Annotated in this window: 11 protein-coding genes; 7 read left to right on the forward strand and 4 right to left on the reverse strand. The window is 69.4% G+C overall.

Annotated elements, in window-relative coordinates; all coding sequences use genetic code 11:
* Nucleotides 1-3: 3 nt before the first annotated feature.
* Entirely contained in the window at nucleotides 4-1,488 is a 1,485-nt protein-coding gene (isoA, locus tag ACG83_RS12285; protein ID WP_054566236.1) for an isoprene monooxygenase oxygenase subunit alpha, read from the reverse strand.
* A gap of 125 nt (nucleotides 1,489-1,613) precedes the next feature.
* Here isoA and ACG83_RS12290 point away from each other — a divergent pair, with 125 nt between their 5' ends.
* From ACG83_RS12290 to ACG83_RS12300, 3 genes are read left to right on the forward strand one after another with little or no spacing between them, the layout of a single operon-like run.
* The gene (locus ACG83_RS12290; RefSeq protein ID WP_054566237.1) at nucleotides 1,614-1,877 is read left to right on the forward strand and encodes a hypothetical protein; all 264 of its coding nucleotides are present in this window, start codon (nucleotides 1,614-1,616) and stop codon (nucleotides 1,875-1,877) included.
* 12 nt (nucleotides 1,878-1,889) lie between these two features.
* Nucleotides 1,890-2,336, forward strand: coding sequence for a nuclear transport factor 2 family protein (locus ACG83_RS12295; RefSeq protein WP_054566238.1), 447 nt, complete (start codon nucleotides 1,890-1,892; stop codon nucleotides 2,334-2,336).
* Nucleotides 2,333-3,247: an LLM class F420-dependent oxidoreductase gene (locus ACG83_RS12300; RefSeq protein ID WP_054566239.1), complete on the forward strand. Its 915-nt coding sequence runs from the start codon at nucleotides 2,333-2,335 to the stop codon at nucleotides 3,245-3,247. Before ACG83_RS12295 ends, ACG83_RS12300 begins: the two co-directional genes overlap by 4 nt.
* Before the next feature lie 25 nt (nucleotides 3,248-3,272).
* Here the strand turns inward: ACG83_RS12300 and ACG83_RS12305 are convergent, their stop codons facing one another.
* From ACG83_RS12305 to ACG83_RS12315, 3 genes are all read right to left on the reverse strand, one after another.
* Entirely contained in the window at nucleotides 3,273-4,601 is a 1,329-nt protein-coding gene (locus tag ACG83_RS12305) for a cytochrome P450 (protein WP_054566240.1), read from the reverse strand.
* 23 nt (nucleotides 4,602-4,624) lie between these two features.
* Nucleotides 4,625-5,263, reverse strand: coding sequence for a TetR/AcrR family transcriptional regulator (locus ACG83_RS12310; protein WP_235497842.1), 639 nt, complete (start codon nucleotides 5,261-5,263; stop codon nucleotides 4,625-4,627).
* 124 nt (nucleotides 5,264-5,387) lie between these two features.
* Nucleotides 5,388-6,395 (reverse strand): effector-associated domain EAD1-containing protein, encoded by a 1,008-nt coding sequence (locus ACG83_RS12315; RefSeq protein ID WP_054566242.1) that lies wholly within the window; start codon nucleotides 6,393-6,395, stop codon nucleotides 5,388-5,390.
* A 260-nt stretch (nucleotides 6,396-6,655) separates the two neighbouring features.
* On the opposite strand from ACG83_RS12315, the gene ACG83_RS12320 reads away from it, so the two are divergent.
* The 4 genes from ACG83_RS12320 to ACG83_RS12335 are packed head-to-tail and all read left to right on the forward strand — an operon-like array spanning nucleotide 6,656 to nucleotide 12,250.
* Nucleotides 6,656-7,726: an effector-associated domain EAD1-containing protein gene (locus tag ACG83_RS12320; RefSeq protein WP_152991350.1), complete on the forward strand. Its 1,071-nt coding sequence runs from the start codon at nucleotides 6,656-6,658 to the stop codon at nucleotides 7,724-7,726.
* A complete protein-coding gene (locus tag ACG83_RS12325) occupies nucleotides 7,726-8,754 on the forward strand; it encodes a MoxR family ATPase (protein ID WP_054566244.1) in 1,029 nt (342 codons plus the stop codon). The genes ACG83_RS12320 and ACG83_RS12325 overlap by 1 nt, the downstream gene beginning before the upstream one ends.
* Nucleotides 8,751-9,920: a VWA domain-containing protein gene (locus ACG83_RS12330; protein WP_054566245.1), complete on the forward strand. Its 1,170-nt coding sequence runs from the start codon at nucleotides 8,751-8,753 to the stop codon at nucleotides 9,918-9,920. The genes ACG83_RS12325 and ACG83_RS12330 overlap by 4 nt, the downstream gene beginning before the upstream one ends.
* Nucleotides 9,917-12,250 carry a toll/interleukin-1 receptor domain-containing protein gene (locus ACG83_RS12335; RefSeq protein WP_054566246.1) on the forward strand — a complete coding sequence of 778 codons (2,334 nt, stop codon included), beginning with the start codon at nucleotides 9,917-9,919 and terminating at the stop codon, nucleotides 12,248-12,250. The genes ACG83_RS12330 and ACG83_RS12335 overlap by 4 nt, the downstream gene beginning before the upstream one ends.
* Nucleotides 12,251-12,289: the final 39 nt, after the last annotated feature.

A 12,289-nucleotide genomic window follows, 5' to 3' on the forward strand; every position in this document is an offset into this window, starting at 1 on the left:
CGGTCAGTCGGATTCGGTGCCGGCGTAGTCCTTCGCCCAGGCGTAGTTGTAGACGTCCTCGCCCATCACCTCGGGGGTGATGCCCATGTACGCCAGGCCACCGGTGAGGTCGGGTGGCAGGATCTGGCCGTCGATGAACCGGTCGACGATGTTCTGATGGCCGGCGTAACGTTCCGGATCCTGCTCGAAGCACCATTTCGAGACCGCATGGTCGAAATGGTAAAGACGGCCCCGGTGGACCAGCTGGTGCGGGGCCAGGTCATGCCGGGACGCGGCGGAGCCGAGCGGCAGCTGGGTCAGGTTGCACAGTGACGGCAGGGTCTCGGGAAGGGTCTGTTCCATCGAGCCGTCGTTGACATTCCTGATGATCTCGTCCCACAGGACGCCCCAGTTCTCCTCCCAGGTGGGATATTTCTCGTTCAGCCAGGCCCGCTCGTCCTTGGAGACCCCGGCATTGGGCCGCCAGAACAGCGTCGGGCGCCAGAACCAGGTCCCGATGTGCATGGCATGGTGGCCGTTCTCCAGCGAGTGCAGGAAATCGTCCCAGTACCACGGCTTCTTCAGCCCGTAGTCCTCCAGAACCCGCTCGTGGTGGTTCACGATCCACTCGAGCATGAACTCCTTGAACGACATCTTGCGCTGGTCGAGCGGCGTGTAGTAGTCCATCGCGGGGCCGGTCAGGGTCTGGAACAGCCGGGTCGACCGCCAGAAGGCGACGTCGAGTGCCTTCTGGGCCCGCTCGGGGTCGTGCTCCATGAGCACGGCCAGCGTCGGGAAGCCCTGCTGTGCGTGCCGGGCCTCGTCGGTCTGGATCGAGGACAGCAGGTTCGACCAGTTGATGTCGCCGGCCGCCATCGCGTCGGCGGCCAGGGCGACGAACTGGATGTTGGTGAATCCGTGTTCGACGGTGAGGCTGGTCGCGAGTGCGGCCTCGACGCAGTCCGCGTTGAGCATCACGTCGTCGAAGAAGTTCTTCACGGCCAGCACGCCCCACTCGTTGGTGTGGAACGCCTTCTGGGTCCAGTCGAACCGCTGGTCGTGCCGGAGCAGGTTGTGCGCGAAGCGCATGTCCAGCTGGGTGTGCCGGGTTTCGTCGAGCATGCCGAAGACGCCGAGGTTGCGCCACCGGGGCGTGGGTGCGAACCGGCAGAACCGGCTCTGCATGGTGACCGCCATGTGCTCGACCATGCAGGTCGTGCCCATATGCAGCTGGGAGGCGGCGACGTGGGCCGGGTCGAGCTTCTCGTAGGTGGCGGACCGCAGCAGCGCATTGCTGACCGCCTTGACGCCGGCCTCCTTCTCGCGCTGGATCCGGACGTAGTCGCGGTAGGAGACCCGGAACGGCTCGTCCCACGCCTGCCAGGCCTCGGCCGGAATGCCCTGGGTGCCTGACCACCGGGCCGGGAACGCCAGCTCGGGGTCGACATAGGACAGGGTCCACTCCAGGTCGCGAGAGGTGTCGTACCAGTCGTCACGATTCAGCGGCATCGGCGCGATTCCTCCAGGTGGACGACATCCAGGCCGCCCGGCGCGCGCGGCCTTCCCGGGCGCTTGGCTACCGTTTGCTCCACAGCACGAAGACGCCCGGTTCAGCCGGGCGGGCCGTGCGGTGAATGCGCCTGGACGAGCGGATCTTAGACGCGCCGTCCGGCCGCTGGCCGGCATTTGCCGAATCCGCCGGACGGATACTCGCTCTGTACATCGCGAACCGAGAACTCGGCGACCGTTTTGGCCGTTTCAGGTTGTGGGCCCAGGTAATCCCCTCCCTGGTCGGAGGTGTCGGTGTGGCTGGTGGCTGGTGGCGGTCGTCGGCTGGTTCGACCGTGGATGTTGACGTCGATCTCGATATCGAGAACGATGTCGACCTGCGATGCTGACAGGAGATCCAGGTGGGAGGCAGCGTGACCGACGCCGACGACGCCGCTGCGATCATGGCGGTGCAGAACTCCTATGCGATCGCCATCGACCGCCGGGACTGGGTGGCGCTGCGTGCCTGCTTCGCGCCCGACGCCACGATCAGCTTCGGCATGCGGCTCCAGGTGGGAACCCTGGACGAGTTCATGGCCTGGGCCGCCGACTTCCACGACCCTCTCGGCCCGACACTGCATCAGATCTCCACCCACCAGGTGGTGTTCCAGGCATCGGCCGCCGTCGCCGAGGCGTCGTGCTACCTGCACGCGGTCCTGGTGGAAGCGGCGCGCGGTTCAGCCACCTCCGTCTTCGGCCGGTACGACGACGAGTTCATTCGGAGGCGCGATCGCTGGGAGATACGGCGGCGGCGCTTCCGCCCGACCTGGCTGTCGACGTCCGGCGCGACGGAAGGCCCGCGGACATGACGCATGGGTCGGTTCGGCCGGGCCACGGGCCTGTCCGGCTGGGAGTGGTGCTCCCGCAGGCGGAGATCCGTCCGAGCGACCCGCGTGCGGTACGACGTTTCGTCGAGCACGTCGAGGAGCTCGGATTCGATCATCTGATCGCCTACGACCACGTGCTCGGCGCGGACTCGCAGAGCCGCCCGGGCTGGACCGGCCACTACGACCACCGGACGCCGTTCCTCGAGCCGCTGACCCTGTTCGCGTATCTCGGCGCCACCAGCTCCCTCGAGCTCGTCACCGGGGTCCTCGTCCTGCCGCAGCGGCAGACGGCGCTCGTGGCCAAGCAGGCGGCGACCGTCGACCTGCTTCTCGACGGCCGGCTGCGTCTCGGTGTCGGCATCGGGTGGAACGAGGTGGAGTACGAAGGCCTCGGCGTGTCGTTCCGCTCGCGCGCCGCCCGTCTGGAGGAGCAGATCGGTCTGCTGCGCCAGCTGTGGACCCAGCCCGTGGTGGATCACCGGGGCCGGTTCGACATCATCGACCGCGCCGGCGTCGAGCCCCTGCCGGTCCAGCGACCGATTCCGATCTGGATCGGATGCGGTGACGCACCCACCGCACTCGAACGGGTGGGCCGGGTCGCAGACGGCTGGATACCCCATCCCGCGCTCGGCGGCGGCAGCCGGCTCGCCGCGGCGTGGACGGCCGTGCGCGCGGCGGCGGAACGGGCCGGCCGAGACCCGGCAACCCTCGGCCTGCAGGGGCAGGTACGGCTGACGCCCGGCAGCCTGAACGACGTGACGACCAGGATCGACCGCTGGATCGAGCTGGGCGCCACCCACGTGGCCCTCAACACCCTGGAGGCGGGGCTCACCTGGCCAGCCGACCACCACGACCTCTACACGCGGATCGCGCGGGCCTGGCGAGCCCGGTAGCACCTGGCAGGCCCGGTAGCACCCGTCAGGGCCGTGCGGCCCCGGCACGGCGGTCGGCCGCGGTGAACTCGACATGCAGCGCCTTCAGGCCGCGGAAAAGGCTGGTCGGGTCGTAGTCGTACCGGCGGGCGCCGGCCGGGCCGTGCTCCGCGGTGGAGATTCTGATGCCGGCCATCCGGTCGAGGATGTGTTCCAGACCGATGCGGGCCTCCGCGCGGGCGAGCGGCTGGCCGAGGCAGGTGTGGACGCCCCGTGCGAAGGTGACGTGTTCGTAGCTGTTGCGGCGGTCGAGGCTGAACTCGTCCGGCGCGTCGAAGCGGCGCGGATCGCGGTTGACGGCGCCGATCATCACCATCACGGTGGTTCCGGCAGGTATCGACACACCGCCGAGTGTGGTGGCCTTCCGCGCCAGCCGGAAATGATCCTGGACCGGGCTTTCCAGCCGGAGGATCTCCTCGATGAAGCCCGGGACGCGGTCCCGGTGCTCGCGGAGGAACTCCTGCGTCCGGGGATACTCGGCCAGGTACTGCACGGCGAAGGCCAGGGTTCGCGCGGTGGTCTCCTGCCCGGCGGCGAACAGGAAGGCGGCCTCGTTCGCCAGCACGGTGGTCGTCGGTGTCGAACCGTCGGGGAAGGTGACCTGCGCCAGATGAGTGAGAACGTCCCCCCGCGGCCGGCGCCGACGGTCCTCCAGGTAGCTGGTGAAGGCGTCCTCGAAGGATGACAGGACGTTCAGGTCCTCGACCTGGACCCTTCCCTCACCGGCGGTGTTGCGGGCCTGCTGTGCGTCGAACCAGGCCCGGAAACGCGGCAGGTCCTCCTGCGGCACGCCGAGGAGCGTGGCGATCACCAGCATGGTGTACGGCACCGCGAACTGGTAGATGAGCTCGCAGGCTCCGCGTTCGAGGAACTCGTCGATCTGGCGCTCGGCGAGCCGCCCCATGAAGGCCTCGGTCGCCGCGAGCCGCCGTGGTGTGAACAGCCCGGTGAGCAGGGAACGGTACGCGGTGTGCTGCGGCGGGTCCCAGGTGGCCATGTACCCGTGCAACGGCATGTCCGCGCGGTGTTGCTCGACCAGGGCACTGACGTCGTCGACCTCGGTGCTGGCGGGGAATCCCGAGAACGGCCCGGAGGGCGCGTTGCACGAGGAGAACGTCTCGTGATCTCGGTAGACGGTGAGGGCCTCCTCATACCCGGTGACCATCGCCATGCCGTGGACGGGCTCGATCCAGACCGGTCCACGCCGCTCGTGCAGGAACTGGTAGTACGGGTACGGATCCCGGATGATTGTTCCGTCGGTCAGGAAGTCGAGTGACTCGTACCTGTCTGTCGTTTCCTTCGATGCCTCGTGCACCGTCCACCTCCGCTGGCGGGGACCTACCGGGGTTCCAGACCGCGCAGCACGGTGGTGGCGAACTGGTCGAGCGCGTCCGCCCGTGCCGCGTTGTTCTCCTGTGTGAGCAGCAGTGCGTAGAGCCCGAGAAGGAAAACCGTCGCGCTGTTCGAGGGGTCGGCCGCCGCATCGATCTCGCCGCGATCCCGGGCAGACCCGACCTCGCCGATGACGCGGGCGACGACCGGGTGCTCAGGCCACAGCCGAAGCTCGGGGCGTGACGGCGAGAAATAGAGCGCGAGCAGGTCTCTGAAAAGAAGCGTGCCGATGCGCTCCTCCAGCGACACCGCCATCCCGGTGACCACCGCGAACAGCTCCGTCAGGCCCCGGGGCGCCGCCAGGAAGTCATCGAGCTCGGCGGCCATCCGGACCTCCTCGCGCTGGCCCAGCTCGGCGACGACGTGTTCCTTCGTCGGGAAATGCGAGAAGAACGTGCCGTGGGCCACGCCGGCTGCCCGGACGATCGCGCCCACGTCGGCCGCCGCTGAGCCGGCCCGTTCGAACTCCGCCACCGATGCGGCGAAAAGCCGCTCGTGGGTCGCGCGTCGCTGCGCCTCCCGGCCTCCAGCCTTCGCGCCCGCCGCCACATCCGGAAAGCTAGCGAGCTCGATGACTTGAGTCAATGACTTGAGTCATCGCTGTAGGCCGGAACCCGGTGTGGCACCGTTGCGTCGACGGAGTCTGCCGTACCGGCGGCTGCCGATCGGCCGTGATCGAGTGATGCGTCGACCTCGTGTAGGTCCGCGGTCAGGCGCCGCCGAAGGCAGGGGCGATCGCGTCGAAGGCGACAGCGAGAGGGCCCGGTGGCAGCGGCGGGCGGCGGGTGAGATCCGCGACGAGGTCCGCGAGATAGTCGCGGACGGTTCGGACCTCCGTTCCGAAGGTGTCCCGGCGGCTGTACAGGTGGCGCAGCCCCCGCTCCCGGTAACGCCGGAACTCGGCGCCGTTCGGAGCGAACTGGACGGCGGGGAAGGGCGGCTTCGCGAGCCGGTCGGCGTAGTTCGCGGGGTTGTCCCAGAGCACCGGGACGATCGAGCCCGCCGGCCTGCCGGTCGCCCGTTCGAACTCGTCCTGGCGTTGGGTGAAGTAGGCCCACTCACGGCCGCAGCCACGGCTGCTCATCAGGCTCACGCTGTAGAAGGGCATGAGGACCCGGCAGCGGGAGAGGGCCTCGACGAGCTCCGGTGACCATTCGACGCCCACGCTCAGGCTGGTGTCGACGTAGAGAGCCCGGGCCGGACCTACGCCGGTGGCGCGAACAATCGCGGCCCGCAGATCGTCGACGAACAACCCGAACTGATCGTCGTCGTCCGCCCCGTGGCCGTAGCTGACGAACACGACCGGCGGGTCATCGCCCGAGACCGACGGTGCCGCAGTGGCCGTTCTACTCCCAGTCATCGTCGCGGCGGCGAGCGCGGCCTCGGGCCGGTCCTCCGGTCCACCGGCCGGCTTCGGACCAGCCGTCAGATAGGGCCGTGCCCACTCCCGCAGCTGTCGGTTCCCACTGGTGGCGAGGGCGGCTTCCACGAGGTCGACCAGCCAGTCGTCAACGGCCGCCGCTTCGACCACTCGGAGCGAGATATCCCGCAGGTCGGAGGCCTGGGGTGCGTAGTCGGCCAGGTATCGATCAAGTCGGAACAGCAACAGTCGTTCCCAGTCTGCACGGGCCGGAAATGCCCTCCGCAGGACCTCGCCGAGCGTGCCCCGCTCCGGACCGGTCAGAGCTCGGATCCGATCGCCATCGAGCAGACTCATCTGTTCCTGTCTCCTACGTGTAGCCGGAGGATGCCGTGCCGCCACCGTTATATCCGGAGGGAAACGAGCACCGCTGACGGCCGCTGGGCATTCGGGCGGCTCTTCGCGTGGGCGGGGCCTTACCAGCGTCGGGCGCCCGCCCGGCCACGCATGCGCCAGAATCGACCGGGCCCGGAAACGGCGAACGTCGCCGTGGCATTAGAATGTCGCGACACGGCGACGGGCGGGGGGACATCGGCGTTGGCCGGGGTGCGTTCTTGATGGACCTTGACGTTGACCGGCTTGAGGGGCTGACAGGCCCTCAGCTCCGCCCCTTCTTTGACGCGTTGAAGGAAGCGTTTCCCGAGCGTGCGGCCGTGGATCGGCTCCTCCTCTTCAACCTGGACAAGCGAGTCGGCGACTACGCGGGTGACGGCAGTGGCATCTCGGAGATCCTGATGGCGGTGTTGACGGCGGCCAAGGCCGGGGGATGGTTGCCGCAGCTCGTGGCGGCAGCGAGCCAGGAGGCACCGGACGACAGACATCCGTTACGGATTTTCGCGCGGCAGTTCGAACGTCACCCGCAGGCGTCGGACACTCCCCGCATCGGCGGCAGCGCCGACTCCGGCGGGCGGGCTTTCGTCCCGGCCATCGATCGCCACTTCAACAGCACCTTCTTCGATCTCGCCTCGGTGGACGACATCGTGCTGACCGCTGTGGGTACCGGGGCGCCGATCCTCGCCTTCGCCACCACGTACGCCGAGGACATGTTCCTGGACAAGCTCCAGGTCCGCATCGAGGGCCTGGTCAGCGACGACGTCGCCCGGAAGACCCCGATCAACCTGCGTGAGGACATCCGGCCGCCCGGACGGTGGGCGGACGAGCTGTGCGGGCATCGCGACGAGCTGGCCTGGCGAGACCTGTCGTTCCGGGTCCACGTCGACGGGGTCGAGCGGGGGACCAGCGACCGGATCCCGGCGGCGATCGAGGTGTTCTGGAACCGCGTACGAAGCGATTTCGTCGCCGGGCCCCGGCAGCTGGTCCTGCTGTTCGTCAGCCGAGTCGGTATGGCTCTGCCGGACGACATCATCGCTCTCGACCCACCCCGCTTCACCTCGTCGGACGTCAGGACATGGGCGCACGGCGCGGTGTCACGGCTGGCGGAGACCCACGGCTGGCCGCTGGCCCTGCGCTGGGCCTGGCAGGAGCAGATCTGCCGGCGTGCCGCGCTGGGTCTCCCGGACAGCGAGGTTCTCGACGTCCGGGCGCTGTACTCGGCGATCGACGAAAGCGTCGATGAGCTGCATCGGGATCAGGCCGCCTTCCGCGGTCGACTGGAAGGAACCGGCTGATGCGTACCCGCCATCGGGTCGACACGTCCACGCGGTTCGACCCGGCCGCCGCCCTCCCGGAACACCGGCGCATCGAGCGGGTTGACCTGGAGCCGGTGCCGGCCACCGTCACCGACACGGTGGAGGTTGGCCGCGAGCCCTACATCGCCGGCCCTCGACTGGCCGAGGCGGTCAACGTCGCTGTCGCGTTGGGCCGGCCGCTGCTGCTCCAGGGGGATCCGGGCGCGGGCAAGACGCGGCTGGCCCATGCCGTGGCCTACGCGCTGGGCCTGCCGCTGGAGGAGATGTACGTCAAGTCGACGACCCGGGCCCAGGACCTGCTCTACAGCTATGACGCAGTCCGCCGGCTGTACGACGCCCAGCTCCCGGCGGGAACAGCCGGAGACCCGAGGAACGTCGGCGACTACGTCCGGCTGGGACCGCTGGGGCGGGCCATCGCCCGGGCCGAACAGGGGCGGCGCTCCGTCCTCCTGATCGACGAGATCGACAAGGCCGACATCGACTTCCCGAACGACCTGCTGCGCGAGTTGGACCAGCTCGCCTTCGACGTCGCTGAGCAGCCCGGCCGCCGTCACGCCGTCCCGGAGAACCGCCCTGACCTGCGGCCGATCATCTTCGTTACGAACAACGAGGAGAGGGTGCTGCCGAGCGCGTTCCTGCGGCGGTGCGTCTTCCACTTCGTGGAGTTCCCGCGCGACGTCGGGCTGCTGGACGAGATCCTGGCCGCGCACGACGTGCCCGAGGCGGCGCTGCGCGAAGGCGCGATCGACGTCCTGGTCCGGCTGCGATCGCTGAACCTGACCAAGCGGCCCGGCCTGTCCGAGCTGCTGGACTGGGTCGGCTACCTGCGGGCTGTCCAGACGCCGGTCGTCGAGCTGGACCTCCTGCCCTACATCGGCGCGCTGCTGAAGGTGCGCTCCGACGTGGCGCTGGCCGAGACCATGCCGGCACCGAGTGCTGCCTCGCCATCCGGCCGAGTGGTGGGGGAGCGCCTGCCGCGCGGCCTGCCGGGCGGGGACGGCGGATGAGCCCCGGGCCGCCGCCGTTCGTCACCGATCTGATCGACCAGCTGCGGCGGCGAGCGTTCATGCTCGGCCCCGAGGACGTGGCCGCGCTGCGCCAGGCTCTCGCCGCAGGCTTCGGCTGGTCCTCCCGCGCGGCGCTGGAGGACCTCTGCGTCACGCTGTGGGCCAAGTCGGACCGCGAGGCCGATGTCGTGCGTGCCGCGTTCCTGCGGGTGGACGTGCCGGACCTCGACCCGCCGGCCGCGGCCGAAGACGAGCCCGCCGCAGACCTGGACGCGAGCAGGTCTGACGCGGAGCCAGATGCCGTCGCATCACCTGCGGCTGAAGAGGTCCGTGCGGAGCCGATGGGTGGTCTGCCGGCGCTCCCGGCCCCTTCCTTCGCCAGCGTCGACCGCCGACTGGTACTGGTTCCGCGGTACCCGGTGAGCGAGCGGGAGATCGCGCAGGCCTGGCGCCGGGTCCGCCGCCCGGTGCGGGTCGGCCCGGCCGTCGAGGTCGACGTGGACGCATCGCTGCGTCGGCGCTGCGACAGCGGCGTGGCGACGGCGCCTGTCCTCGTCGCCCGGCGGCGCAACGCTGTCCGCATGCTGGTCCTCATCGACGCGGGCGGGTCGATGACGCCGTACGCGGACTATGTCGAACACGTCCGGCGCGCGCTGACGGAGACCGCCCGCTCCGAGACGACCACCGTTCGGTATTTCCACAACGTGCCGGCCCCGAGCCCCGACCGGCGGCTGCTGGACACGTTGTCCGACCCGTTCGCCGGCAACCTCGACGAGATCCTGCTCCGGATCTCGCCACTGCCGAACGGTGCCGTCTACGCCGACCCGGCGCTGACCCGGCCGGAGCGGCTGGCCGACCTGCTCGACCTCGACGACGCGGCGGCCGGCGGCCCGACGGGAGCGGTGGTGATCGGGGACGCGGGGGCCGCCCGTGGCCGCTACGACCCGGTGCGGCTCCTCGACACGATCGCCCTCCTGAAGGCACTACGGGAACGGTGCGGTCGCCTGGTCTGGCTGAACCCGACGCCGGTCGGCCGCTGGGCCGGCTCGACCGCCGGGCGGGTCAGCCGGCACGTGCCGATGTTCCCGCTGGCCACCAAGGCCGGCCTCGACACGGCGGTGGAGGCCCTGCGGGGCCGGTCGGTCCTGGTGGACGCGCCGCTGTGAACGCCGCCGCTGACACCGACACGGGCGACGTCGCGCGTCGCCGCTCGGACGTCCTGGCCGAGCTGCCTGACGGGCCAGTGGCGCTGGCCAGCCACGCCGCCGTGCCGGTGGTCGTCGACGCCCGCCTGCTGCACCTGCTGCGGGTGAACTTCTTCCTCGATGACGAGCCGCTGGACTACGCCGTGGAGGCCGATCTGCTGCTCTCGCCGGTGTTCCGCGACATCGGCGACGGCCTGTTCGAGATCGAGCCGGAGCTTCGCCGGTTCCTGCTCACCTCGCTGCGCGCGCGGTACGGGATGGACCGGGTGCTCGCCGTCGCCAACCTGCTCTGGCAGTACGCCGAGCAGACCGGTACCTGGCGGCATCGCCCCGAGCTGGAGAAGGCCCAACAGCTCACCGCGCTGCACCTGCTCGACCCGGAGGCGGCCGAACGCTGGCTGGCCGAGTCCGAGTCGACCGCGGGCACCGAGCACTCGCTGGCTCCCGGCTGGTTCGCGGCGATGCGCTACCAGTTCGCCCACCAGCCCGACCTCAGCCGCATCCCGGACGTGGAAGCGGCCCTGCCCACGATCGACGAATCGAAGATCGCGGCGATGAACGACGCGCAGCGACGAGCGGTACAGGACGCGCTCCTCGTCGTCTGTTCAAGCCGGGACCGGCTCGACGAGCTGCTTCACAGGCTCGAACGGCCTTCGGCGCACATGCTCGAGCGCGAGCGTGGCCCTATGACGGAAGTCGTGTTCAAGGTCGTCGGGGAGGCGCAGGCCGAGGGCTGGCTGGCGCACCTGCTTACCGAAGCCGCCAGGGAGTACCCCGCCAGCCGCCAGCTCGCCGACGTGGTCCGCCTGTTCGAAAGCTCCGGCCGCGGTGTCGCCGACGGTACTCCGGTCGACTCGTTGACCAGGTTTGAGGTGCAGGCCCTCGCGGCCGTCTATTCCGAGCGGACCGTTGCTGGTCAGCTGCTTTCCCGGGCCGGTCTGAAACCCGAACAGCAGCCGCCGACGACACCGATCGAGATCGAGTACTGGCACGCGGTCAACGCCACGCTCGTCCGGGGCGTGCTCCCAGGCGCCCGCCTCCGGATTCTCACCCTCGCGGCTCGCGACTTTCCCGCCAACAAGGCGTTCCAGACGGGGATGGCCGCCGCGCAACACGCCGAATCCGTGGCAGACTCGCCCCGCGACGCCAGCCCGGAGCCGCGAACGGATGGCGGGCTGCCCGCGAACAGCACCGTCATCGCCTTCGACACCGTCGGCGACAGCGATCGCAATATCGTGGAGATGAGGCGGCTGCGGCAAATCATCGAGAGCTCCCTCATCAGGGCCAAAATTCCCCGGGCGCTCCAGCGGCAGGACCGGGGCGATGACTATCCCATGGTGTTCTCGGCCGACATTCCGAAAGCATGGATCGTCGTCGACTTCGTCCGCGAGCTGGTTATCGCGCTGCGGGCGTACAACTCGACCCGCGATGATCGCGACCGTATCCGCCTGCGGGTCGCGATGCACGAAGGCCAGAATATCGTGGACCCCGGGACCGCCTGGGCCGATGAGGCCGTGGTGACCTGCGCGCGGCTCGTCGACTCGGCGCCGATCCGCGATGCGCTGCAGCGCAACAGGGACGCGGACCTGGCGCTGATCCTGTCGTCGAAACTTTTCGACACGGTGGTCCGCCCCGGGTTCCATGGCCTCTCTCCGGACGACTATCGCGAGGTCGCGGTGTCGGTGAAAAGTTTCACTGGTACCGCCTGGCTGACCCTGCCCGGCCGCGGGGCGCCTTCCACGCCGATGATCGGACCGTCGAACCAGTCGCTGGCCACGGGAACAGCGACCGGTCCGGAGAGCCGGGAACACACAGGTGGTCTCGATGCCCCGGTCCGGCCGGACGGCACCAGGTGGGACTTCTTCGTCTCCGCCGTCAGCGCCGACGAAGCGTGGAGCAGGTGGATCGCATGGCAGCTTCAGGATGAATATCTCGTTCGCGCCGACGCCTGGTATCCCACCGGGACCAACAGGATTTCCGCGCTCGAGGAGAGCCTGCGGTTCTCGGCCCGCGTTGTCGTCGTGCTGTCACAGGCCTACCTCGAGGCGGACGACATGCGGCCGGTCTGGCAGGCGGTCTTGAGTCGAGACCCAGGGGGACTCCACCGCTCACTGATTCTGGTCCGGGTGGAGGAATGCGAACCCGAAGGCCTGCTGCGCGGGATTCGCTACATCGATCTGGTTCCGTTCGCGAACGACGCCGATGGTGCACGCGAGTATTTGATCGACGAGATCAGGCGATTGGTCGAGGGCTCCTCCCGCCCGTCAACGGCGCCACCGTTCCCGGGCTGACCGGCCTCCTGGACGATCTGCCGTATCGGGTCAGAGTGT

The organism is Frankia sp. R43, from assembly GCF_001306465.1.
Lineage (GTDB): Bacteria > Actinomycetota > Actinomycetes > Frankiales > Frankiaceae > Parafrankia > Parafrankia irregularis.

What these genes read in the sequence shown, in the direction of transcription:
- isoA (WP_054566236.1), bottom strand. Translation starts at nt 1,488, where the DNA reads ATGCCGCTGAATCGTGACGACTGGTACGACACCTCTCGCGACCTGGAG.
- ACG83_RS12290 (WP_054566237.1), top strand. Translation starts at nt 1,614, where the DNA reads ATGCGCCTGGACGAGCGGATCTTAGACGCGCCGTCCGGCCGCTGGCCG.
- ACG83_RS12300 (WP_054566239.1), top strand. Translation starts at nt 2,333, where the DNA reads ATGACGCATGGGTCGGTTCGGCCGGGCCACGGGCCTGTCCGGCTGGGA.
- ACG83_RS12315 (WP_054566242.1), bottom strand. Translation starts at nt 6,395, where the DNA reads ATGAGTCTGCTCGATGGCGATCGGATCCGAGCTCTGACCGGTCCGGAG.
- ACG83_RS12320 (WP_152991350.1), top strand. Translation starts at nt 6,656, where the DNA reads ATGGACCTTGACGTTGACCGGCTTGAGGGGCTGACAGGCCCTCAGCTC.
- ACG83_RS12325 (WP_054566244.1), top strand. Translation starts at nt 7,726, where the DNA reads ATGCGTACCCGCCATCGGGTCGACACGTCCACGCGGTTCGACCCGGCC.
- ACG83_RS12330 (WP_054566245.1), top strand. Translation starts at nt 8,751, where the DNA reads ATGAGCCCCGGGCCGCCGCCGTTCGTCACCGATCTGATCGACCAGCTG.